Source organism: Lysinibacillus sphaericus (assembly GCF_005217585.1).
In the GTDB taxonomy this organism is placed as follows: Bacteria; Bacillota; Bacilli; order Bacillales_A; family Planococcaceae; genus Lysinibacillus; species Lysinibacillus sphaericus.
On the sequence record NZ_SZPT01000002.1, the window covers coordinates 414,096 to 438,883 of the forward strand.

30 protein-coding genes are annotated in these 24,788 nt (G+C 32.4%); 6 read left to right on the forward strand and 24 right to left on the reverse strand.

The window, feature by feature from the left end; genetic code table 11:
* Positions 1-11: 11 nt before the first annotated feature.
* From FC748_RS07650 to FC748_RS07700, 13 genes are all read right to left on the reverse strand, one after another.
* A complete protein-coding gene (locus tag FC748_RS07650; protein WP_167492652.1) occupies positions 12-965 on the reverse strand; it encodes an Rpn family recombination-promoting nuclease/putative transposase in 954 nt (317 codons plus the stop codon).
* 74 nt (positions 966-1,039) lie between these two features.
* Complete coding sequence (locus FC748_RS22030; protein WP_158497877.1) at positions 1,040-1,207, reverse strand: hypothetical protein; 168 nt, start codon at positions 1,205-1,207, stop codon at positions 1,040-1,042.
* 105 nt (positions 1,208-1,312) lie between these two features.
* Entirely contained in the window at positions 1,313-1,999 is a 687-nt protein-coding gene (locus FC748_RS07655) for an ABC transporter ATP-binding protein (RefSeq protein ID WP_024361918.1), read from the reverse strand.
* Between the two features lie 3 nt (positions 2,000-2,002).
* On the reverse strand, positions 2,003-2,614 hold the full coding sequence (locus FC748_RS07660) for a hypothetical protein (RefSeq protein WP_137102293.1): 612 nt from the start codon (positions 2,612-2,614) through the stop codon (positions 2,003-2,005).
* 176 nt (positions 2,615-2,790) lie between these two features.
* Positions 2,791-3,573, reverse strand: a complete 783-nt coding sequence (locus FC748_RS07665; RefSeq protein WP_108030922.1) for a hypothetical protein — start codon at positions 3,571-3,573, stop codon at positions 2,791-2,793.
* Complete coding sequence (locus FC748_RS07670; RefSeq protein WP_137034859.1) at positions 3,563-4,378, reverse strand: hypothetical protein; 816 nt, start codon at positions 4,376-4,378, stop codon at positions 3,563-3,565. Before FC748_RS07670 ends, FC748_RS07665 begins: the two co-directional genes overlap by 11 nt.
* A gap of 81 nt (positions 4,379-4,459) precedes the next feature.
* Complete coding sequence (locus FC748_RS07675) at positions 4,460-4,861, reverse strand: hypothetical protein (protein WP_024361922.1); 402 nt, start codon at positions 4,859-4,861, stop codon at positions 4,460-4,462.
* Positions 4,862-4,921: 60 nt separating this feature from the next.
* The gene (locus tag FC748_RS07680) at positions 4,922-5,539 is read right to left on the reverse strand and encodes a hypothetical protein (RefSeq protein ID WP_108030923.1); all 618 of its coding nucleotides are present in this window, start codon (positions 5,537-5,539) and stop codon (positions 4,922-4,924) included.
* 263 nt (positions 5,540-5,802) lie between these two features.
* Positions 5,803-6,438 (reverse strand): response regulator transcription factor, encoded by a 636-nt coding sequence (locus FC748_RS07685; protein ID WP_024363680.1) that lies wholly within the window; start codon positions 6,436-6,438, stop codon positions 5,803-5,805.
* A gap of 568 nt (positions 6,439-7,006) precedes the next feature.
* Positions 7,007-7,174: a hypothetical protein gene (locus FC748_RS22035; protein ID WP_167331266.1), complete on the reverse strand. Its 168-nt coding sequence runs from the start codon at positions 7,172-7,174 to the stop codon at positions 7,007-7,009.
* 4 nt (positions 7,175-7,178) lie between these two features.
* Positions 7,179-7,352: a helix-hairpin-helix domain-containing protein gene (locus FC748_RS22040; RefSeq protein WP_167331265.1), complete on the reverse strand. Its 174-nt coding sequence runs from the start codon at positions 7,350-7,352 to the stop codon at positions 7,179-7,181.
* Between the two features lie 149 nt (positions 7,353-7,501).
* The gene (locus FC748_RS07695; protein ID WP_025219361.1) at positions 7,502-8,350 is read right to left on the reverse strand and encodes a helix-turn-helix domain-containing protein; all 849 of its coding nucleotides are present in this window, start codon (positions 8,348-8,350) and stop codon (positions 7,502-7,504) included.
* A 350-nt stretch (positions 8,351-8,700) separates the two neighbouring features.
* Complete coding sequence (locus FC748_RS07700; protein WP_108030924.1) at positions 8,701-9,924, reverse strand: MFS transporter; 1,224 nt, start codon at positions 9,922-9,924, stop codon at positions 8,701-8,703.
* A gap of 362 nt (positions 9,925-10,286) precedes the next feature.
* Here FC748_RS07700 and FC748_RS07705 point away from each other — a divergent pair, with 362 nt between their 5' ends.
* The 6 genes from FC748_RS07705 to FC748_RS07730 all read left to right on the forward strand — a co-directional run bounded on the left by FC748_RS07705 (position 10,287) and on the right by FC748_RS07730 (position 14,513).
* Positions 10,287-11,153 carry a S8 family serine peptidase gene (locus FC748_RS07705; RefSeq protein WP_244311203.1) on the forward strand — a complete coding sequence of 289 codons (867 nt, stop codon included), beginning with the start codon at positions 10,287-10,289 and terminating at the stop codon, positions 11,151-11,153.
* Between the two features lie 15 nt (positions 11,154-11,168).
* Positions 11,169-11,987: an SAR2788 family putative toxin gene (locus tag FC748_RS07710; RefSeq protein WP_108030925.1), complete on the forward strand. Its 819-nt coding sequence runs from the start codon at positions 11,169-11,171 to the stop codon at positions 11,985-11,987.
* A gap of 192 nt (positions 11,988-12,179) precedes the next feature.
* Positions 12,180-12,632 carry a hypothetical protein gene (locus tag FC748_RS07715; RefSeq protein ID WP_108030926.1) on the forward strand — a complete coding sequence of 151 codons (453 nt, stop codon included), beginning with the start codon at positions 12,180-12,182 and terminating at the stop codon, positions 12,630-12,632.
* Between the two features lie 159 nt (positions 12,633-12,791).
* Positions 12,792-13,244: a hypothetical protein gene (locus tag FC748_RS07720; protein ID WP_108030927.1), complete on the forward strand. Its 453-nt coding sequence runs from the start codon at positions 12,792-12,794 to the stop codon at positions 13,242-13,244.
* Between the two features lie 154 nt (positions 13,245-13,398).
* On the forward strand, positions 13,399-13,851 hold the full coding sequence (locus FC748_RS07725) for a hypothetical protein (RefSeq protein ID WP_108030928.1): 453 nt from the start codon (positions 13,399-13,401) through the stop codon (positions 13,849-13,851).
* A 167-nt stretch (positions 13,852-14,018) separates the two neighbouring features.
* On the forward strand, positions 14,019-14,513 hold the full coding sequence (locus FC748_RS07730; protein ID WP_108030929.1) for a hypothetical protein: 495 nt from the start codon (positions 14,019-14,021) through the stop codon (positions 14,511-14,513).
* 147 nt (positions 14,514-14,660) lie between these two features.
* Here FC748_RS07730 and FC748_RS07735 read toward each other — a convergent pair whose 3' ends face one another.
* From FC748_RS07735 to FC748_RS07785, 11 genes are all read right to left on the reverse strand, one after another.
* Positions 14,661-15,347, reverse strand: coding sequence for an MBL fold metallo-hydrolase (locus tag FC748_RS07735; RefSeq protein ID WP_108030930.1), 687 nt, complete (start codon positions 15,345-15,347; stop codon positions 14,661-14,663).
* Between the two features lie 193 nt (positions 15,348-15,540).
* Complete coding sequence (locus tag FC748_RS07740; RefSeq protein ID WP_108030931.1) at positions 15,541-16,542, reverse strand: hypothetical protein; 1,002 nt, start codon at positions 16,540-16,542, stop codon at positions 15,541-15,543.
* A gap of 15 nt (positions 16,543-16,557) precedes the next feature.
* Complete coding sequence (locus FC748_RS07745) at positions 16,558-17,385, reverse strand: hypothetical protein (RefSeq protein ID WP_108030932.1); 828 nt, start codon at positions 17,383-17,385, stop codon at positions 16,558-16,560.
* A gap of 660 nt (positions 17,386-18,045) precedes the next feature.
* Positions 18,046-18,468: a hypothetical protein gene (locus FC748_RS07750; RefSeq protein ID WP_108030933.1), complete on the reverse strand. Its 423-nt coding sequence runs from the start codon at positions 18,466-18,468 to the stop codon at positions 18,046-18,048.
* Positions 18,469-18,969: 501 nt separating this feature from the next.
* A complete protein-coding gene (locus FC748_RS22190) occupies positions 18,970-19,389 on the reverse strand; it encodes a hypothetical protein (RefSeq protein WP_202974237.1) in 420 nt (139 codons plus the stop codon).
* Between the two features lie 497 nt (positions 19,390-19,886).
* Complete coding sequence (locus tag FC748_RS07760; RefSeq protein ID WP_108030934.1) at positions 19,887-21,083, reverse strand: serine hydrolase domain-containing protein; 1,197 nt, start codon at positions 21,081-21,083, stop codon at positions 19,887-19,889.
* A gap of 53 nt (positions 21,084-21,136) precedes the next feature.
* The gene (locus FC748_RS07765; protein WP_024363668.1) at positions 21,137-21,574 is read right to left on the reverse strand and encodes a MarR family winged helix-turn-helix transcriptional regulator; all 438 of its coding nucleotides are present in this window, start codon (positions 21,572-21,574) and stop codon (positions 21,137-21,139) included.
* 274 nt (positions 21,575-21,848) lie between these two features.
* Positions 21,849-22,385, reverse strand: coding sequence for a hypothetical protein (locus FC748_RS07770; protein WP_108030935.1), 537 nt, complete (start codon positions 22,383-22,385; stop codon positions 21,849-21,851).
* A gap of 96 nt (positions 22,386-22,481) precedes the next feature.
* Entirely contained in the window at positions 22,482-22,997 is a 516-nt protein-coding gene (locus tag FC748_RS07775; RefSeq protein WP_108030936.1) for an imm68 putative immunity domain-containing protein, read from the reverse strand.
* A 155-nt stretch (positions 22,998-23,152) separates the two neighbouring features.
* Entirely contained in the window at positions 23,153-23,800 is a 648-nt protein-coding gene (locus FC748_RS07780; RefSeq protein ID WP_108030937.1) for a hypothetical protein, read from the reverse strand.
* A gap of 301 nt (positions 23,801-24,101) precedes the next feature.
* The gene (locus FC748_RS07785) at positions 24,102-24,773 is read right to left on the reverse strand and encodes a hypothetical protein (RefSeq protein ID WP_108030938.1); all 672 of its coding nucleotides are present in this window, start codon (positions 24,771-24,773) and stop codon (positions 24,102-24,104) included.
* Positions 24,774-24,788: the final 15 nt, after the last annotated feature.

Genomic DNA, 24,788 nt, shown 5'->3' on the forward strand with positions numbered 1-24,788 from the left:
TTTTTCTCTTATTAAATCTCTTGGCGTAAAGATTGAACTTCTTCAAGTGATAAGTTTGTTAACTCGATTATCTCTTCATTGCTGTTACCTTTTCTAATCATCTTTCTTGCAATGCCTTCTATACCTTGTTTCATTCCTTTTTTCATGCCTTTTTCTATGCCTTTTTCCATGCCTTCCTGTTCTGCATGATATTTTGCATCTTCGATATTAGCAGCTTCATCTAGCATATATTTGACCCTTGATTGATAAGCAAGAATGGTTTCGGGATCTTGACTAATTTCTTGCCATGCTTGAAACGCTTTACGTATGTTTTCATCTGTCATTGCGATGTCCTCCAATGCATTGTATATATCTTGACGAACTATCTTTTTACTGTCATCTACCATACCTAGCAACAGTAACCACCTGTCTAATTTATTAGAAGGATGTTGTTCCTTTGCCCATGTCTTCAAAAACTTATCCATTTCAATAAAATGAATTTCTAACACATTATCTTGTATACGTTGTAAAGAAATATCGTCATATAAATGATAGGTGCTATGATAATGGGCTGCATTTGGAAAAAAAGTAAAATCACAAATATTAATTGTAATGGTCGGGTTCAATGTATGGTATCCCTTTCCCTTTTGTAACTGAAGGTTGTACAATCTTGACCAATAAAATAAAGTACGTTTAAACATGTCTTTTTTATTGGCTAATTGGATTTCGATATTTATGAACTCTCCATATTGTGTTTTGACAACAATATCTAAACGGCATTGTTTATCCTCTTTATATTCGCCACTGACTTCTTGAGTAATAAAAGTCACTTCATTTATAGGTACTCTGCCAGTACGTTGTAAAATAGCATTTAACAATGCGATTGTTAATTGCTTATTTCGTTCACTACCGAAAAGTTGCTTAAAAGCAAAATCGATCTTTAAATCCAATAATTTTAAAAGCGGAACTTGACTAAGTGTATTCAAATTATCATTCACCTCTGTATCGTTTGCTCTCAATGTTCTCGATTACTAGCTTGAACAGTTAAGACAAAGACGTTTTACTGAACTGAACGAATATTTGTATTAATCATAATTCGTAATAATATCGTCGAACAAATTATTATTCCCGCATACGGGTAAAATAACGGTACATGAATAAAACCCATTAAAGTCAAAGCAATGATGACGCCACAAAGCACTAAAATTAAGGAAAGAATGTTTTTCATTATTGATTGCCCCCTTTCTGTTTTGCTTGCATTGATTCTGTTACTGCTAGAGTAACTTGCCCATAACCGACATTTCAACCGACAATATTTTTGTCGGTTGTCGTTCTATAGCGGAAGTACATCCTCATCTCTATTGCTAAATTTTGTAACATTCATTTTTTCTAATTTTTTATTATTGAATTCAAGTACCTCATCGCATATCAATTCAATATCTTTTGACATATGGCTCGTTAGAAGAATCGTCACACCTTTGTTCTTCAGTTCAAGTAATAATGTACGAATCTCTCGCACACTCGTTTTATCTAATCCGTTAAATGGCTCGTCAAGGATTAATAAATCAGGATCCTCCATAATAGCCTGAGCAATCCCTAATTTTTGTTTCATACCTAAAGAGTACTTTTTTACAGGTTGTCTACTTTCAGGATTTAGCCCTACCTTTTCAAGTGTAGACTTAATCGTTGCATCATTTATTTTATTTTGTATTGCAGCTAAATAGCGTAAATTATTAAAACCAGAATAGTCATCAAGAAAATGAGGCGTTTCTATCATGATGCCTGTATTTTTAGGAAAGTCTATTTCTTTTCCGAGCGTTTGTCCAAATACTTTTATTTCACCACTATCAGGGGAAAGAAAACCACTCAGTATTTTAAATAAAATAGATTTACCGCAACCATTATGACCGATAAAACCATACGCCTTACCCTTTTCCAATGAAAAAGATACAGCATGAAAAATGCACTGCTTTTTAAAAGTTTTTGAGATATTTTTTACTTCTACAATAAACTGTTGCATCATTTAACCCCTTTCCGAAAAAATTAACATATTTTTTTGGCTAGAAATGGAGAGATAGATCACGCTTCCTCCTATTACCAGTAACTGTGTTATCAGAAAGCGTATGTAAGTTACGTAATCTACTAGTATATTTGCAACAAATGTATGCTGTCCTATTATTATTGGGAAAACTAATTGTAAAAAATAGAGGATAACTACAAAAATAAACCCACTATTTAGTCGGTTAAATTTAATTGATACCGCAAGTTGCACACATGCAACACAAAAAGTACCGATAAATTGTCCAACAAATGCAGGAAGTATTAGCTTTAGAAACATGTTCTCTTGGGGGATTTCTATACCTGAGAACAGTGATTCAGTAATTGGCATTGAATGGTCATACAGCGTAAACGAACTAATCCATAATATGATTTGATAGACAAATAACACCAACCATAGTACAAAAGCGAGGGATACAACATGCGAAATAATAAATAGGTATCGCTTTTCTATTCTTAGCATACTAAAAATAGATTGCTTCCCCATCATATGCGCTATGTATACATCTACTATCATGGCAATTCCAAAGTAGGGAAGCAATAGAATGAGGATTTGTATAACATGTAGCTTCTCCATTTGTATCATCCCTATACATACTAAATAAACATCTATCGCCGAATAGTTAGTATACCCCTGGTTATATAAAGTATGGAAAATCAAGGTTGCTGTTATCCAGCCTAAGAAAAGGAATACTCGTTTAGAGATAAAACGAATATTGTATCGTATAATCGACAACAAATGGAAAAACAACGTTATAAATTCACCCCCTTAGATAGACGCAACGCAAGAAAAAGAAGTCCAATACTTAAAAGACTTAGCGGAGCCTGTGACCTGAACAGCTGGAACAAAATTGAATTATCTTGCGGGTTCAAATAATAGATATTTACAAAACTTAAATCTAAAATATTCAAAAAAGGGATGTGATGAAAATTTACAATAGCATTAAAAAGCAGGAGAAAAAACATGATGCTCACGCCTAACCTACTGGATTGCCTTTTCGTTATACTTTGCCAATACAAATAAAAACTCCCTAGAAAAATAATTGCCATAAAAAACTTTATCGCAAAAAAGCTACTTATAAGCATCGGTGACAATTCCAAAGGAAAAAACGTATAAGGATCAAGTCCGAATGCGGTTTCGTTGCTCCATGCAAATGTTCCCCCAAGAATTAAAATAGCTTCTATAATAACAACGACAAAAACATAGATAGTTAGAAAGAAGCCATATAAAATCATTGTTTTAATTTGAACTTTTATTATCGTAGCTTTTGTAAGTAACCTCCCCGCACAATAACGTAGGTTTCCTTCATTTGCAAGATCATATAGAAAAATAAGAAACACAGGCATAATGAATAAAAAATAGAGATACCTATTGCCAAAGATAAAAAATAGACCATTCCAATTGTTACTATCAACTGACCAGTCATTCATCAGCAAGACTATGAGGGGAAGAATGAGTAAATAAATTAAAATACATAGAAACTTTCTACTTTTTAAAATTCTTTTACAAGTGATTTTAAAGAAATTAGATACCATTTTTTAACTCCCATTGTCTATTTAAATAAAATGCTACTGTTCCTAAGAAGATTAAAAATAGATGCATCATCACTACATCATTCCCTTGTAAGTCTATACTTGACATGACGTAATAAATTTTAGTTAATGCGAATTTTTCTAGTCCATTAAAATTGGAAATAAAAATATCAAATGTTAAGTAAAGGGCAAAAGAAATAGCATAAACGTAAACAATTTTTGAAAAGAAACTTGTTATCCCCATAGCAAAAATAGCTATCGAAAAACCTAAAGAAAAATGCAAGGCTAAAACAAACAGAATATAAAACAAAGGAGTCGTAGCAAATAAATCTCCTAATAATCCGTCTGGTTGAAATTCAAATGGATAGAGAATTTTATTTTCGAAAAATGCACTCGTCCCTAAGAAAAAAAGAGCATTAGGTATAAATAATGCCAAACCACCAGCAACGCCATTGGCAAATAATTTAGTAAAACGATATTTTATATGCCCCATACGGATAACAGAAAAATAATGAAAATGTCCTCTTTTCTCATCTACAAAAGAGGCAGCGTAAGGATAGATGGCGGCTAATACAAATACTATTTGTGTATAATGGAAACCATTCAGCCAAATATGAAATGTATTCCCCCCTACTTCAAGAAGATGTTTTAGGCTTTCAGGTGTTAAGTCATTTGCATCCCTATCAATAAAAAAGTGTGAACTTAATAGATAACTATAAGCAGAAAAACAGGATAAAATAAACATAATTATAATAACTAAAACCATTCTTTTATTGAAGACAGCACGCCTTAATTCCCTCCTCAGCATAATCATCACCACCTATTTAAAAATAGTAGGCAAAAAGGTTTTCCTCCATGAAAATATGGAGGGAAACCTTTTTGTTAGATTCTAATAGGAATCAGGATTCCAGGCCCCCCTGACATTGTACCGATTATACCAACTTCCATCATCTGTTTGTATGCCCATCCGATATTGATGATTTTGAGCCATTCCTAGATTATTCAATAAACTAGAAGTAGCACTACGAGTTGTCAAAGTTGAGCTTCTGGCATCACCATTGGAATTAACAACTCCAAATTTTGTCCGTACACTCGATTCAATAAAATCCACTCTTAAAAATGGATCTTCGTCTTTTGTATACTTGTACGCTGGAGAAGTATAGACTTTTCCATTGAAAAGACCTGTATTCATATCAAAACTAAATTTAGCATTATATGCACTTACTCCTGTTACCCCCAAAAACATCATTACAGATACTCCTAATACTGATAAAGCTCTCTTCTTATTCATGAAAACTCCTCCTTATTAGCTCAGCGAATATATTTTGATACTGCTGTTATCATATAGTTGTCATCTTGTTAATGAGTGGCTATAAAATTCGTCTTTTATTCTGTCCAGATATAAATTACTATCTTCCCCATCTTCTTGAGGGAAACGCGCCATTAAAACAGGCATTAGCTTATCCCATAATGTGTCTATCACATAAAAATCTCGATCAAAGCTATAATCTAATTTATAAAGAGATATCCCCAGTGCCTTTGCGTAGCGTTCCTTTTCTGGCAATACGATATCCGCAACATTTGTAGCAATATATTGATTGACTTCATCTTGGGAGATACTTACACCATAAATCGCTTTCGCAATTCGTATCGCATCTATATACCTTTCTGTTTCCTCTACAGCGGCTTTTTCCAAGTAAGCATTGTTATGTTTCAAATGACTCATTTCATTATGAACTTTTAATCTAAACTCTGCTTTTCTTTTATCCAACGATTCTTCTACTAAAGCTAAACCACTTTCTTTAGTAGTTTCTTGAAGTTTATGGGCTATATCAGGCATTTCGTCTAATACTTTAGCTACAGCATATTCATGCTCAATCCTCTCCCTACTTACAGCATTTTGTTCTTTACCAAATACAATTTTGCTACTAATGCCGATTGTTAACAGAAGTGCATAGACAGCAATCATAATTCTTTTCTTAGGGCATACAAATTTCTCCTTTCGATAAGCTGTTAAATTAATTTTATCTTGCCCATAACCGACATTTCAACCGACAATATTTTTGTCGGTACCGTCAAAATTTCTGTCGGTCACGATTAAATTTCCTTTTTAACAATCTTCTAAATACCCTAAGTTCGAGCTTTTTCGCTTCTAGTAAATGCTAATGGCAAATGATGACGTCCAATTAAAAAAACTAAAAAAGTGCCGATTTCCCTCGACACTTTTTATCATCAATTATCTTTCATTTCATTAAGCAATTGTTTCTCTTTTGCAATCTCAACCGCTTCTAGCCGTGTAGACACACCTAATAGGCTAAAAAGCTGTGTTAAATGGCGTTCTACCGTACGTACAGAAACATTGCATATTGCTGCAATTTTCTTATTTGGGTAGCCGTTCATTAACATCTGCAGCAATTTTAGTTCTCGATGCGTTAACTTTAAATTAGCATATCGATCATTTATTTTCTCATTTACATAATCTAAAAAATCGGTTGGAATCACAATCTTCTCTTGAAAGCTTAAACGAATTGTTGAGATGATTTGATCAATCGGAGCGGTTTTTACAAGAATGCCCTCCACTTTTTTCTCCACTAATAGGGGATAATAGGAACAAACACCATCAGTCGTATATAAAATAATAATTGCTTGTTCCTGCTGTGCTTTAATTTCTGTCGTAAGTTCTAGATTGTTATTGGTGGCAATACAAGCATCAATTAAATATACATGGAATTCTTCCTCTTGCATTCTATCAAGAACCTTATGAGGATTCTTCTCAATTTCAAAATTAAGATCTTCTATCTCCAGTGACAACGTTTTTAACCCTTTTAAAACAATTGGATGATCATCCACAACTAAAACTGAAATCAATCGTATCCCTTCCTTCGAAAAGTTTTCATTTAAAGTTGCGACACATTTACAGTATCAACCACATTTTTTATGTACTATTTATTTACTTACCAATCTTACTTAAATAGTATCTAGCATTAGCAAAAAAGATCGTTCCAAAAAAGAACAACATACAAATAATCCAACTAGCATGGCTGAATAACGACCACCTAACATAAATTCACTAAACAAATTTACAAAAATAATAAGCATCATCATTACATATAAAGCGATTAAATATTTCATTTTATCCACCTCTAACTAAATTCATCGTAAGTCTAGAGCAATTGAAATAAATACTACCCTCTACATAACTTCCCTACAAATTTTTTTAAACCTATAACATGTGAGCTTAGAAAACACGAAACGAATAAAAAAACAGTCAATTAAAGGGCTTTTACCTTCTCAATCGACTGTTTTCTTGTTTTCACACGCCACTTACAATGTTAAGACATGGGATAAATTACGTTTCCAGCCTATTGATTGAATTGAAATTGTGAATACAAAACATACCTATGTACTTGCCTCAACCTCTTTATAAGAATTAAACCTACTGTAACTTCTTGCGCATCCTTCTTGAGTATATAAAGCCTGCCCCAATAAAGAAAACGAGCATCATTCCTTTTATAATTGGAAACATAAATAGCTTACTTACAATAAAAATAACAAGGATATAATAGACGACCATGGCTATTAAAAATAATGTGAGTTTATTCAATCCATTACCTACTTTCTTTTAATGCCGCTTCTATTGCTGCGAGTGCTTTGGGGCCTATTCCATGTAGATTTTTTAATGTCGCTAAGTCGACCTCTTTTAATTGTTGCAATTGTGTATAGCCAGCAGCATTTAATGCTCGAATAGCTGGCTTAGCGACGCCTTTGGGCCATTCCGTCATAGAAGTACCACCCTTTCTTTTTCCGATGAGTCAGCTGTATTTAAGTATGACTACCATAGCCATATCTTAATCAAGAGTTTAAACATTGACAGTCTTTCTTAAGACTTATTATGCAAGTGGTCCTAATGAAATGCAATGATGTACTTAGTTTAGTATTGCTTTATTTCCTGTTCTACTAACTGTAATAACATGAATTGTTCAAGCGCCATCAAAATATTTTTCCCCTTTCGTATCCATTTTCCACCTGCTTGTCCGAGGTGATTCAGACAGATCCCCTTTCTGACATAACAAATACCCAATAAAATGAAATCATTTTCTGTTTTGCATAAAGATATCGCGTTTGAAATTTCTTTTTGTGCTTTTGAATATTTTTTATCTTGTATTAATAGCAAAGTAATATTCATCGAAATATTAATTTTCAAACGTGAAACATGACGAAAGTTTTTATACAAAGCAATATGCCGTAAAGCAAATTGTTTGATTTGAAGAACTGTTGGTAAAGGGAATAAAAATAAAATGGCGTTTAACATATATAAATCCGCTACAAAAAGTTGGTTATATTTAGATAAGTCTTGCCAAACTGGTTCAACAATAGCCCTCGCTTGCTCCAAATCACCTGCTTTAGCTAGAATGATTAATCCATCTAAAATAGTAGAAATATGAATAATCTGTTGATCTTCCCTAGCTTCTTTTAAATAAAGTCTACATTTTTCCTTCAGTCTATAAAGTACTATTTCATTGTTATAGGGTAAACGAAAAAATTGGATGATTATATCATCCCGTTTACTATATTGATAGCCATTTTGAATATAAAAAAATTCCTCAAATGTAATACCTAGTTGATTTACTATCCCATGCATCGAGGCAAAGGTGATGTCCGTATTGTTATTCTCAAACTTTGAATACGCACCCTGTGTTAAAAAATGAGCTGCCACATGTTTTTGCGTATACCCTTTGCTAATCCTTATTTGTTTTGTAATCTCACCATAACCTTTCACGTTACCATTCACTCCTTACAAAATATTCTTTTATGAATATTTTTCTAAAATGATTGAAATGTATGCAATGATGTAGTTAACAAGGGGGTATTTAAATTGATCAATGAGGTCAAGATTGAAATAACAACTTCAACACTTTGGTTAATCGGTACTGAGAGAGGAAGCTAATTTGAAGAAAATCAAACTATTCTTAAAACCACTCTCCCCTGTTTCAAAATCGAGTAACGTACCAAATCTACCTTTATTGTACAATTAGCGTTTTTTTGTTGTCCATTAATAAAAGCCTTGCAAACCTCTTGAAAGAAAGGGGCTTGCAAAGCGTATTAATGGAAGTCAGAGCTTTCGCTCCATCAATTCGAATATTCGATTTTTTTCTTTTGTTCACGACCTAATACTTTTATTGAGACTAATGCAGTAACGACAGTTAGCAAGCCTAATATCCCCATAACAAGGTTTGGATTAATAGAATCTAATAACACACCCGTAAAAACTTGTCCCACCGGAATGGATATTAATAAGGCAGCACTTAAAAATCCAAAAAATCTTCCTTGCTTTTCAACGGGAATTTTTCTTCTATACATTATGCCAAAATAAGTATTCCTCATACCAAATGCTATTCCAGATAAAAAGTAAAAAATCGTTAGCACGAGTGGCGTATTAGCTAGACTCATCAATATATTAAAAAACCCCATGACCGCACAACATATAAAACCGTAAATAAATATGCTGGATTGTACTTTCCATTTCATTGACATAAAAGCCCCAATGATTACCCCAACAGGTGAGCCAACAAAAATAAGGCTCCACCATAATGAGCTTACTTCCATATTAATAACGATTACTCGTAGTGTTAACATAATTGCTGCACCTAAAATATTGATAATAGCCGCGCTAAAAAGAAAGGTTTTTAATATCTTATCTTGGAAAAGAATAGACACGCCTTCCTTTAAGTCTACTAGAAAAGATTGTTTCGCTTTAGCTTTATGCTGTTCTGTAATATTTGAAGTTAACAATATAAGAAGAGAAAGAACGAAGCACAACCCATTAATAAGAAAGAAGTTTCCTGGACTAAACACGCTAAATAACAGACCACCTAACGTTGGCGCTAAAACGCTCTCTAGCTGATTCGATGTTTGTCTAATAGCTACAGCCTCCTGCAGCTCATCATCATTGACAATAATTGTGAGCGCAACATTGGCTGCTGGGGAATGTATCGTACTGCCAAATGAATAGACAATAAAAATAAGAAGTATATACAAAAAATCAAAATAGCCCACAATGGTAATAACGGCAAGTAAGATTAATAACATACATCGTATACTGTTTGCGACAAGCATTAAATTTTTTTTATATAATCTATCGACAAAAGTCCCCATAAACGGAGAAAGAATCACGATGGCAATTGTACTGCAAGCACTTAAAATGGAAACGAAGATGGATGATCTTGTTACTTCCAAAATCCAAAGCGGTAAAATAAATAGGATAATTTTATCTGCAAGACCTGATAAAAATTGTGCATAAAAAATTTGTGTGAATTGTTTATTAATAAAATAAACTTTTGGAATGAATTTCACACTTCCTCACTCCTTACTCCCTCTTAATTTATGTAAATCCTATCAAACTTCTACTAGTTTTATGCTTACCTCCCTCCCCATTAGCATTTAAGCAATGTTGTTTATACAAATATACAAAAATCCCATCTTATTTTTACGAAATATTCCTAAAAGAATATAGCAATCAAAAATCTTCAATATTCTTTTAGGAATATTTTGAAAAAATCGATAAATCATCGCTTATTATAGAAGCATCAAAATTAGGCTATTCGTTCAATCATTACTATCCAAGTGTATTTCGTTTTAGCAACCAGTGCTTTAGATTATTTGAGGAAAAGGGTGATGAAAATATTAAAAAACACATTATAGTTGTGCTTTTTTTGGTGTTACTAGCGTTCCTTATAAATTATGCCATGCAACAGTTTGCTGGATATGAAGACAGTGCAATTTGGGGGTATGATGCGGTTCATTCAACTTTGGGAAAGAACGAAAAACCAACTAATAAAAAGATTAAAGTAGCGATATTGGATAGTGGTATTTCCCATCATGCTGCTTTAAAAAATAAAATTGTTGCGTCGTATAACGCTATCGAATCGGACCAAGAACCAATTGATGAGTTAAACCATGGTACAGCCATTGCCGGGATTATCGGTTCGTCTCAAAATAAAATGGGCTTTTCTGGAATCGCAAAGGATAATGTAGAGATTTATAATGTCAAAGTTTTAAACAGTCAAGGTAAAAGTGACTTTCAAACAGTTATCAACGGTATTGAATGGAGTATCAAAAATGATGTAGATATTATCAATATTAGCTTTGGATTTGAAACAAATAATCTGGAATTTGAAAAGGTTATAAAGAAGGCTTTAGCCGAAGGAATTATTATTGTAGCCGCTTCTGGTAACACACTAGGATTAAGGGTTGATTACCCAGCGAAATACGAAGGTGTCATTTCAGTTTCTGCATTAAAATCTGATTTCACAAGCTATAGCTACTCTGGAAAAGGCAAAATCGATTACGCCGCACCAGGTAAAAATATCTTATCTACTGACAATAATGGTGGCTACAGCATATTTAATGGGACATCTTTTGCGGCAGCTTTCGTTACGGGCTCTATCGCTTATATACTTGGAAACACTAATGAAAAGATGAATAGTACTAATTTAAATAGCTTTCTAGCACCTTATGTGAAAGATTTAGGTCTACCTGGATTTGATGAAGAATACGGACATGGTTTTATACAACTTAATTAGGAAAAGGAGTTATGAATGATGAAAAAATTCTTAATTAAATTAATTGTAATAACAATGCTAATTTCTCTTGTGCCAAGTGTTGATCCTCTCAAATCTTACGCAAATGATGAAGCGAACACGATCGAATATAATACGATTGAAGTCGAAAATGAAATATTACAAGAGCTCGGGATAGATGATACTGAACAATTAGATTTACATGTTGAAGAAGAAAGTGATTTGGTCACAGTATATACTGACATCAACACTACGGATGTTCATGTATCCACTGTAATATATTATGATACTATTACCGAATCCATTTTATTGCATGGTACAGTGGAAGAAGATGGAGAAAAAATCTCCCATGAATATGAAGTAATCGTTCATACAAATGAAGGACAAAATTTCTCAGCAACTTTTGTCGATCAATCTGATGGCGAAATTTATGATATTGATACATTAGAAGCTCAAGCTTCTGCTTTACCAGTAGTCATTATAGCCGCCGTAGCAAGATACGGTATTTCATATGCTATAAAAAAATACGGTAGAAAAGCTACAACGAATGCGATTCGCAGTAGAAATTTTGATAAAATATTGTCTTCTATAGAAAGATTAGATGCTAATTCACGCAAGCACATCCTAGATCCAAAGCATGATTGGCATAAAGTAACGAAGAATAATTGGGATGATGTAGCAAAAGTAATGTCTTACGTGATGCGCTACGGGAAAGAGGGTCCTTATGGCTCTGCAAGAAAGAAGACATTAAATATAAATGGTCATACAGTCACAGTAACTTTTGTAAGAAAAAATGGTAAAATACACGTAAGTAATGGGTGGGTGAATAGAAAATAGAAAATTGAATTCTTTCAGTAAACAGTTTTCTTTAAAGATACTGAAAAGCAATATTACAAAACAATGTTAATCAATTTACGTACTAGCCCTAGGTTAAAAATTTCAAGTTAGTTGTTTTAACTTAGGGCTACTTCAATAGATACAAGCATCTTTATTATCAAGTAAAATAAATAGTACAGAGGTGAATAAAAATTGGAAGAAAATTTAGAACTTTACATTCTATCAGCCAACTTTAAAGAGGCTGAAGCGTTATATCACAAAATGGATTTCCAGCAATTTGATGATGAAATCATAATTAGTGCTTATAATAACAAAAATATGATTAATTATACCTTTTTGCATTATTTATTAATGAAAGAAGAGTCAGCGAAGTTGCACAATCTTGCCTGTTCATTATTTGTAAATGCTCTAACACCTATTGAAGGTGCTTATCATTGTGCTCTCTATCACGCACAAAGAGCTGTCGAATTGACAAATGAACAAGATACATTTAGCTTAGAACATTTATTATTTCTTAATATTGTCCCCGATCAATTAGTGAGTGATGAAAAAGCGATTGACATTTGCCATAAAATTTTAGCACTAGACCCTTCGAATAAAACTGCGAAAACTTCTCTTCAAGAATTACAAAGTAAAATGAAGTAAAATTATTCATTACATTTGTGAAAAGACCTACAAGCACTGGGTTAAAACATTATAAGGTTTCGTTTTAACCTAGTGGTATTTCAAAAATTTCAAGTGCCCTTCTTATCTATTGATGCTATTTAAATAGCAAAAAATCAGTAATATGTAGGTGATGATTCCATGTTAAAAAATCTAGAGCAACTTATTTTATCAAACAACTTTAAAGAAGCTGAAGCGTTATATCACAAAATGGATTTCCAAAAATTTGATGATGAAATCATAATTAGTGCTTATGATGACGAAAATATGATTTATTATACCTTTTTGCATTATTTATTAATGAAAGATGAGTCAGCGAAGTTACACAATCTTGCCTTTTCATTATGTGTACATGCTTTAACACCTATCGAAGGTGCCTATCATTGTGCTCTCTATCATGCACAAAGAGCTATCGAATTGACAAATGAACAAGATGTAGGAGATTTAGAAAATTTATTATTCATATACGGAGTGCCCGATCAAGTCGTAAGTGATGAAAAAGCCCTTGAAACTTGCCATAAAATTTTAGCATTAGAGCCTTCGAATGAAATTGCCAAAAGTGTACTTAAAAAGTTACAACGTAGAATGAAGTAAACAATCGTATGCACTTGTGAAAAAAGTACAAGCGCCTTTCTTATCTACCCTATTACGCCTATTAATAAATCGGCGTAAATTTTTAAAACTAAAAAGCTCCTAGAAACTATAAAACTTTCTTCATTACGAAAATACAACCAAAGGAGAATGAAATATGTTAAAAAATGTAGAACAGCTCATTTTATCAGCCAACTTTAAAGATGCTGAAGCGTTATATCATAAGATGGATTTCCAACAATTTCACGATCAGCTGCTATGTATCGCTAATGATAACCGCAATATGATAAATTACACCTTTTTGCTTTATTTATTAATGAAAGAAGAGTCAGCGAAGTTACACAATCTTGCCTTTTCATTAATTATCATCCCTCTAACCCCTATCGGCAACCCCCATCATTGTGCCTTTTATCACGCACAAAGGGCTGTCGAGCTAACAAATGAACAAGATACATTTAGCTTAGAACATTTATTATTCCTTAATATCATTCCTGATAAATTAGTAAGTGATGAAAAAGCGATTGAAATTTGCCATAAAATTTTAGCGTTAGACCCTTCGAATAAAACTGCGAAAACTTCCCTTAAAGAATTACAAAGTAAAATGAAGTAAAATTATTCATTACATTTATGAAAAGACATACAAGCACTAGGTTAAAACGTTATAAGGATTCTTTTTAACCTAGTGCTATTTAAAATGGTTAAGTGCCATTCTTATCTATTAATGCGCTTTAAAATGTTTAAATAGCTAAAAATTAGTAATATGTAGGTGTTGATTCCATGTTAAAAAATCTAGAGCATCAAATTCTATCATTCAACTTTAAAGAAGCTGAAGCGTTATATCACAAAAGCGATTTCGACCAATTTCAGAGTCAACTAATATCGATCGCTTACGATAACGGCAATATGATGAATTATACTTTTTTGCACTATTTATTAATGAAGGAAGAATCTGTTGAATTACACAACCTTGCATTATCATTATTTATATGTTCATTAACGCCTATTGAAGGTGCCTATCACTGCGCCCTCTTTCACGCTGAAAGGCTAGTAACTTTGACAAATGAACAAGATCCCGATACGTTAGAACACTTATTATTCCTAAATGAGGTGCCCGATAAGTTAGTGAGTAATGAAAAAGCTCTTGAAACTTGTTATAAAATTTTAGCATTAGACCCTGCGAATAAATACGCTAAAGAAACATTGAAAAAATTAACAAAGAAAAATAAAACTTCTCTTAATGTGCTACAACGTAAGCTTAAGAAAAAGTTTTAATGCATCTACTTAAAATTAATTAATAAAAATGGAAAACTATAATACAAGCAATCTATTGAGACATGTCATTTCAATGTGTCAATAGAGTGATGCGCTAAAATTTTAATTTCTCCAATCACAATTGCCATTTGAACATGCTTCACCCTACTATAAAGCAATTATCCCACCATGATAACAATAGTACGTGTCAGCTTGAAGGTTTTGAATTTTTCGCAAAGAGTGTTTTGCGTTGTCCATGTTTAAACAAAAGTGTGGATTTGCAATAACTAATTCATGATTTTCATTAGCAGCAGCATCCCCTGTAATAACACTATTTAACTTTGGAAAATATAATGAAATATGCCCTGATGTATGACCAGGTGTTGCAACTACTCGACATTCGTGATGTAAAATCATGTCACCGTCATGGACCTTTTGATTGATTGCAATATGCTTTAAATCCTTTAGTTGTTTGATAAACCATTTGCCAAATTCCATTTCTTTAAGTGGCATATTTTCCAGTAATTCCTCCGCCTGAACTAATCTCTCAGAATTCATTTCGCCACTAATATATGATGATTCTATTTCACTAGCAATAATGTTTATCCAAGGATATTTTTCTTTGAAATCATGTAAAGAGCCGATATGATCATCATCATAATGCGTAATGATAATATTCTTTAAATATTTCATTTCATAGCCACGTTTAATAATTTCATTTTCAATCAATGGTAAAAAATTTATATACCCTGTATCGACCAATGTTAGTTCATTGTTCCATACAATTAAGCTAGGATATATCGTGTTCCTTTGTCCGTTAAATTCAAATTCAATCGGTAATTCTAAAATCTCCATTATCTTTTTCCCCCATACTGTCCGCTTCTATAAGAATCAATAGCATAATTTATACATTTATAATGCATTTGGATTTTTACAAAGACAACTTGTATAAAGAGATGCACATTTTTTTATTACCTTTCGCTAGATATAGTACCATTTGTCATCGTCTACTTGAACTCATAAAAAAGAGAGCCATTATAGCCCTCTTTTAGTTTCTTTTAAAAATTTTTACTTGCTCATATTTATGAACATAATCTTCTGGTAAAGGAAGTCTTCCGTTTTCATCCATTTTATACTCTTTCCCTTGAATTAAAAAAACTGTATTTTCGTCGTGACCATATTTGCGCCAATCTTGTTCGCGCATTCCTTTACTTTCTAAATCAACATTGTGCAAAATGCCGCTCGGACTAATTCGATATCGTTTAGACCCATTATTTATGGTAAAGGGTTCCTCAGTCGTAATGCCAAAACTTTCAAAGCCCTGTAAAATCTCACCATTATCTCTTGCAGTGTGTAACCATGAAGAACTACCTGTATGAATAAAGGTTTGGATGTCCTGTAACAATTGCCGTTTTCGCTCTAAATGAACACGTTTGTGATCGGATATTTGATTATCATAATGTAATAACTTTACATATCTAGATGACCCATCATCAATAAACTGATAATTAATAATCCCATAATCAGTTGGAATACCATAAACTTGATTGTTTTTGATAGTCAAATTAAAATTTGAATCGACATGGAGAACCTTCGCTTGGTATTGATTATGAAAATTACTTTCTCTTGATGGAGATTCTATTATATTAGAGTTTAATTTAGTCTGTTTTTTTTGAATATGTAACTCCATTTTTTTCAAAGCTGAAGCTACACTTCCTAAACTTTGAAACCCCTTTAAAACCTTATTCTTATCTCTTACACTATTTAGATAAGCAGGATTACCGGTATGAATATAATTTTGTATGCTCGCTAACATTTGGCTTTTTCCCTCTAAGGAGAAGCGTTTATAATTATTTGGATTACCTACAACTGGATGTTTCTCGATGGTCAAACGATTATCCCGCTTATGGTGATGTACTTCCCGTAATTGTGAGCCTAATTGATTTGAGTTTAAAGGAGCCTGTTGTTCTTTACGAGAAAACACCATTTTTGGATAAGATGGAGAGTTAAAAGTTTGTCTTTGAGAAATTGAACGTAATGAGTGCAACATGTTTAAATCCTCCTATTATTTCATTTCCCGTTTATAGCTTATTAAAACAAAGGGTTGTAAAGTATAGGTTCCCGGTAAATCGAAAGAAGCAGAGTATTTAAATGCATAAGGTTGCTTTACTTTTATTTGAGCATGCTTTGGAACAGCATCTAATTGTTTTGGATTATATAAAGGGAACGTAGCATCAATCCAAGAAAAACTAGATGTTGGACGAAGACTTCTCTTAATTGAATACAAACTAACTAAATAGCGATTTGTCTCCTTACCGCCTATTGTAAAATCTGTTAAAATAGCATCGTCAGGAATACTGCTAATATTCGTTAAATCAAAATATTGAATATCACTCGTTGTTTTTCTTGAAGATATAGAAGAAGTACGTAAACCTACTCGATAGCTTGGATTAGCATAAAGATAGACTGGCTCTCCTACAATTGTTCGTAAACTATAAGGATAATTATTTCTTCCATCTTCCGAAGGTTTAATTTGAATATAATATTCACCAACAATACTTGTTTCAAATTCTACTTGTCTATTACCCTCGTCCCCTAATCCCGTTTCTTGAACGATTCTATCACCATTTGGATCTGTAATAGTTACATCAAATGTTTTTCTAGTTACCAAGGTTAATTTCTCACTTCTGTTCATACCAAGGGCAACTTTATAAATTTTACTATCCCCATCTCCCATGATTGATGTTAAATCGCTTTTTTCAGGAATAGAAAAGTCGGTTCTATCATTACGCTGAAGTTCTATGGCCTCTTCAGAAAGATCATTTGCGTTAGTGACCAAGGGCATAAATACAAACAAAGATAAAATAAACAACAGAGAGAAAAATTTCTTCATTTCTAATCATCCCATCCTTCTATTCTTTTTTATTGAAAATAACTATACAATATTTTTGGTTAAATCATTTAAAATATTCCTAATTGAATATTAAGAGAATGTAAACCATATAGTAGCGTCGATTTCAACACTTATAGATTGTTCCAAGCAACTCTTTTGGTTTTATCTTTATAACCACTCAATATTTAAACATGCAAAAAAAGCGCTTATCCCCTGTTGTAGGCAATCAAGTGCTTTTAATTTATATCTTATGTAATAACAATCGTGATTTTTAAAATGCTCATAGTATTGACCATATGAATCTTTTATACCACATGTTAATTATGCTTAAACCATTCAACTTACATAAACTGGTTGTTTGTTTCTTGTTCAAATCAATCTCTTATATGTAAAAATAAACCTTATCCTGTTCTTGCTCTTATTGCTTTATTGTAAAAATAGCACTTCTCAATCGTGTAGGCTAAATGAGTCAAATACAAAGGGCTTATAGCGCACTCAATATCAATTAGTACAATGGTAATTTTCCAATCTTACAAATAGTCATAACTTTAACTATAGTGTCTTTTAACACAATATAAATTTGTTCAAATAGAGCTTATGATTTAATTGTATTGCAACATTATATGGTAATCTTGCTTTTTTAGCAATTCATCTTATTTTTCACTTAAATTTTTCCAAATCATAATAAGGATTAGCAATATTCTCGCCAACTTCATTTATTGTTTCCTGAATTTCATCTAGGGTTGATTTATCTATAGTATTATAATGCCCCAGTGATTCTTTTATTTTCTTAAAACAAATTTCTAGCCCCAAATTTACTACAATAGAAAGAATAGTATCTACTTCATCATATGAATCTGTCTTCCATAATCTAGAGAGAGTTCTATCAATATCATTTCTTATATCACTTCTTAATAACTCGTATGTCATAGTTTGCCTGTCTGTTAGTTGACTAAGGGTTAATAAAAAATTATCTTTTTTAATTTCATTATTTTTAAATTGATTTAATGCATTTTGAAACATCGATATAAGTGTTTCAGTTGGTACTCTATCAGGTAGATTCTTAATTTCATTTATATCCATTATTTCTCCTTCTCCAGAAGTATTTGAGAAAACTAGAAGACATACTCTCTTCTCAATAATTCAATAGGATACTTTATGCAGTATGTTTGTCCTCATAAATCGATTTAAATAACAATTACCTTCTAAACTTATGAAAGTGATACATGAAAAGCACTTGCTTCCTGCTAGTGACAAACAAGTGCTTCTTTTAAAACTTAGAAAACTTTTACAAACTAAATTCACTTCACACTTGAATCTTCTATTCCGGAACAAACCTCTATTAAATCACTTCAAAATAAAACATTTTTATTACTTCTTTAATCTTCACAGCGGGGTGCTCCTACCACGCCCCATTTCAGTAACGTTCAGAAGATCGCTCATCTAATTCATTACAACAAATTTTTTTGCCTAAAATAATGCCTGCTCATTCCATGCGGGGAGAACTTGGGCACCAGCATATTTCTCGTTTACTTTGCAAAATGTATGTTGGTAATAAGTGATGTAACTCTTTCTTTATCATATTTAACCTAAGCTTTTTAACCACCTATAATAATATTTAAGCTGGTCTTCAATTTTAACAAACTTCAAATCATCTTCACACTCAAATATATCAACTATATCTTCTGATATAGCGGGTTTTCCAAATTTTAATTTATATGCCAAACGCCCACTCCCCATCGAAAGTTGCATTTGAGATGGATAGATATTTAGCGCAGCTCCATTACACATAATCTGTATTTTTTTCTCTTCTAAATTTTGACGCAAACTTTGAAGCGCTTGAAAAAAGTTCTCATGTTGATAACTTATTGTGTGCCCCAAAATAGATAACACTATTAAAACCATCTCTTCATCATCTGGAGATTCTTCATATAATGTTAAAATTCCATCAAAAATCTTTCCATCATTCATATATAGTTTGATATTTTTATTTTCACAATTCACAATAGCACCTTCCAAATAAAATATTAAGAATAGATTTACAAATCTGTATCGCATCCATTTTTACATGTGCTCTAACTGTTCCATTTTAACTGAATCTATGGATATTTTAATGTTTATAGGATTCACAATAAATCTTCTATTAAGCGTCGAACGTAAAGGGACAACTTTATTTGTTTATCTAAATAGCCTTCCTTTTCAATTTAAAGAATAAAACAAAAACCTTCTTTAACTTCTATATAGAGATACTAAGGCTAACTCTTTATGGATAACACTCAAAATCAAGCGATTACCTCCTTAACTCCAAGATATCTTTGAAACAGACATTCTTCCATCCACTTATCATCCAATTCCTAACGGACACATTAATCCAATACTTCAGCTAATTGAAAAATAAAGTTTATTTTCTACAGTATTTGCGGCAATGAGTCTTAAATTAATCCCTTTATCATGTACATACTGCTTTTTGGCTTTCCATACATGTAACTTTTCTGACTATATCAATTAACTTTTTGATAAGGTACTTCAACACCTTCATCAATAAATAATTGATTCTCGATATTTACATAACTCATCGTATTACGTATCCAATAATACGACTCATCTATTTTATAAAGTGGCACAGGCAACTGATGTTCAAATGAAATCATAAATTGTCTTTCTTTTATAATCGTAAATCTTGTGCCAAGTTCATCTCCTAATTCATATCGACCCGTAATATCATCATTTTTAGAGAGCGATAAAATGTCGATATGTTTTGGTGCTTCTACAGAAGATTGTATTCCCATTAAGTAATTCATAATTTCTTGTTCATATTGAGGAAACACTTCTTGATTCGTTGCTAAAACGATCAATTCCGATGTGGCTGTGTTAATAAAAGCTTGTGCTGAACAACCAAGCCATCCTCCTGTATGACCAACCCAACCATCTTGAACAATAAAACCATAGCCATAATTATCAGCTAATTCTGTTGGGGTTAACATCAATTGGACATGCTCTTTGCTAATGAACTGACCTTGCAAAAATGCCTTTAAAAACTTAGCCACCTCTGCCACTGTTCCATAAATACCACCGTCACCATATGCATTATTATATTTTTCAATTTCATGAAAATACGGGTCATCAGAAACGTTTCTATATCGTTGCTCCTCATAATCATACGTTTGACCATGCGCTTCCCATTGTTTGGCAGGTTGAGTTGTTGTATAGGTAAGATTTAATGGTTCTGCAATATATTGTCGTAAATATGTTTCATATGATAAATTGCTAACTTTCTCAATTATTTTCGCAAGCAAAACATAATTCGTATTACTGTAATACCAGTACTCTTTTGGCGCAAATTGTGGTAGCCCTACTTCAATAAATGTTTCAACACTTATTGTTGTATCTTCTACTATGTACTCTGGTATACCGGATGTATGTGTTAGTAATTGTGCTACTGTTACTTCGGTAAAATAAGGTGCATTAAACCAATTTGAAATTTTATCTTCTAACTGTAACCTTCCTTTTTCTATTAGCTGGAACGTCATTACGGCAGTAAACATTTTACTTAATGATGCTAAATTAAATTGTGTATTTTGGTTAATATTATGCTTCTTTTCGAGTTCTTGATAACCATCATAATAGTGCTTGTTTTGTCCGTTTTTTTCATAATACACTGCACCTTTAAAAGCGATATTTTTAAGTATACTCTTCATTTGTTAACCTCCTAAATAAATTAGCTATCTAACATATCGGGTATGAAGAAGCTTTATAATAACTCCTTCATCGAAATCTCCTTCAATTTTTCAACAATCCGTTCTAATTCATCTAACTCATCTGATGAAAGTTTGCAATAAATTTTATCAGCAATTTGTCGTTCTACATAATCTTGCTTCGAAAAATACTCTAAGCCATTTTCAGCTAACGTTATAAATACTTCACGCCGATTTTGTAAATTAATTTCTCGCTTGATATAATTATTCTTTTCCAACTTCGCTATTAATTGGCTAACTGCGCTAGAGCTAATATTCATTTCAATCGCAATTTCACCGACCGTAATACGTTTAGATAAGTATACAATATCTAATACAACCGCTTGTTGCGTTGTAATACCGCTATTTAAATATTGCTTATAATGTTTATAGATCAAACGGTTTATCGTATATTCTGCTTCATTGATGCGCTTAACCTGTTCGTATAAAGACAAAAAACCACCCACTAATATGTTAGATGGCTAATATATTAGCAAGTATTTTGTCAATCGTCAACTTTATATAGAAATGTCTTACCGTTAGGGCATACAGGAGGTAAAAGGCTGATTTAGTGATAAATGTCTTGTCACAATTATGTAGTACGTGTTGCAAAACGAAGGCCATAATCCAGGAATAACATGATTAATCAATCCTTTAATCTTTGCTCTTTTGATAAATGCTGTATATAAAAACTTTTCTTTCTTAGAGTTTATGAACGCCTTATCCATTCTAATCCTTTAAATTCTCTAAGATTACGGCCCAACCATCCATTGGGCTGCCATATCCCCATAGAGGCCCCGTCATTTTATCCAATTGATGAATCTTTTCCTGATATTGTTTCACCATCGCTTGACGCTCATCTTGTGTGTACACATTCAAACGTTCTTCACTTACTTTATGTCGCATATTGTGCAGGAAGTTAATCATGTCACAATAAAGTGAATTATCCTCAAATGTTATGAAATCTGGAAAAATTGCATAAACTTCGTCAAAAGCATGCTGCAAATGAAGCAAGCCAAATTTCGCCAAAACCTCTGAAATATGCGGTACCAGTTCAGACTGATACGCAAAGATATAGTCCCAACCATCCGACTGCCAGTTGCCAATCGTATTGATGGCAATGTGAAGTTGAAATAACTCTGGCGAAACCTTTTCTTTAATCGTGTCCAATCCGCCAATTTCCCATATTTTATCAGATAGTTCCGCTAAAGCCATTTCATCTGCTGGGATTTCCCCATCCCATATCTCTTTCAAGCCAATACTCATCGTAACACCACTCCTGAAATTATAATTTTACTCGTTCGCACTGTGCTATTTTCATAGCCCTCCATAAATTCTTATCTTTGCTTTTTCAATCACTGTTTATATGTTCAGTTCTGCTATAATTTCCTTACAGTGTTTTGCAATTTCTCTCATATCATCTTCAGAACAAAACTCAGCCAAATCATAATGTAAAGGGTGATGAACAAAATCCTCTACTATTCCCCTTAACAGTGCAAGCTCTTCTTTTTCTACTTTTAAAGAAATAACAGCATTTTTGTCCAAGCTACCTCCATCCAAATCCACAAGACGAACCTTTTCGTTTTTTTGACATTCAACTATAATAGCCGTAACATCCATTATAAAATTGATTGCACAACCTATATCCTGACGATGACCGTTATCGTAACTAAAGTAAATGTCCTTCGTTTGACGAAAGTCTTTTATTTCCCGAGCATTAGTCAGTTGGAAGTCTTGCAACAAATTTTTAACGTCTATCTCTACGGGGATTTCTATCTCAAATTCTCTGTTAACCAAATAATCAATTAAAGTGCAAGTATCATCTGTTCCGCCAATATATTCTCCCCACCATCGTTCAATGTACATCCTCGCTTCCATTCTGATTCCCTCCAAAGCCTTGTTATTCAAAGTAGTTCTACAAATAGCCTATTACTGTCCACTATTACCTTTGCTTTGCATGAAGATGTTACAACCATTGCACCTTAAGAGGCAGATATCCCTCTACCATTTACAAAACGAAAAAAAATTATTTATTAACCGTATAAGTAATCAATTAAATTATCAGCGTATTCCTCTTTTTTCAAAATACTAATCAAAGAAGACTTTAATATTTCAACAAAATCATCGTAGATTTCAAAAGTTTCCTCATCCATTATTTCTCCTTTGAATTTTTCATGTATTATTTCTAATGTCACCGAAAGAGCATCTAGAAAGACAGAAAAAGAATCCGCGATTGGAAATAAGGCACTCGTTTCATAACTTGCAAAAACAGGTGAATTTTCTTGGTTTGTGACAACTACAATTGGATCATCATCCTTATCTGCAACTACAAGCCAATTTGGATTCCAATTTGGATTTTCTCTTTTTTCGGTTCCAATCCAACGAAATCCTTCTTGTCTACGAACCAATTTATCTGCGGCATACAAAAAAAGGAGGCTATTCCCTAAGTCAATATCTGTACAATCTAATTGATGGCCATCAGGACGTATATTACAAATTATTTCACACTGTTGATAAAATAATACTAATTCAGGAGAAAGATAAATTTTTTCATCTACATCAAGTTTTGCTAATTTTGACCTATAACGGACTCCTCCGTTTTTTTCAACGGGGGATTCTTCTTTTGGATATTCATTCATCGCCTGTATAAATTTTAATATTGATTTTTCTAGTTGTTTCATAAAATGTCTATCCTCTCGTTTCTATGTGATGTTTTGCTACATCATTTTTTAACGGTCTTTTATTTTGCATTTTTTAACATATTCAAATAAGTTAAATCTTTCAAATCATGGTCATTTCCAAGTCGATATATATGCATGAACAACACACCTTTTTTGTAAATAAAAAACATATGTAATGAAAGCGTCTTTTGGCGTTTTCTTTACATATGTCCGAAATATTTATCCTTATTTTACCATAATATTTTAAATATCTCTAATTGTACAGTGATGTTTTTATTTCTTTGTAGTTGCGCTATATTAACTAATTTTTCTCTGGGCTAATTATAATAACATTCTTTGAATTACGAACCTCTATACAATTGTATTTTTGATTTAAAATCTCAATTGTTTTGCCATACTTCATAATTGTGATATCTTGGAAAGCCAAAAAAGGTAAACTATTCAGTTTTTCTTTTATATCGTTAATAGAAAGGTTCAAATTAAAACATTTTCTTAGTTCCATAATAAATTTATTTGCTTCATTTGGTTTTCTGACTATATAAACTTTTACCTTATCTATCAAATCAGGTTCGTCTAAAGTAAAATCATCATCTTTTATTACAGCATCATTTTCCAGCCATCTAAATAAATCGGTATCTAAAGTATAAAAAGGCAACGATAATGCACCGAAATCTTGATAGAATACGTTAAGATCGCTATTCTTTTTTAAAAACAATCCTTGCCCTCCTCCATCATCTCCTATCAAAATATATTCTGGTGCATAAGTACTTACTTCGTACAAACCGTTTCTTTCGATTGCGATGTCAAAACCATAAATATTGATTCCGTTTTCAAATGAAACTTCATTATAAGATTTCCAAAATTCAATTAGTCTCGAAGGTATATAAGTTTGAAAATAAGTATTGATTTCAGGCGCATCAATATTTCTTGTTGTTTTAGTGATTAAGGGTGTAGACTTAAAATTTAAATTCATTTATTTCCTCCAAAT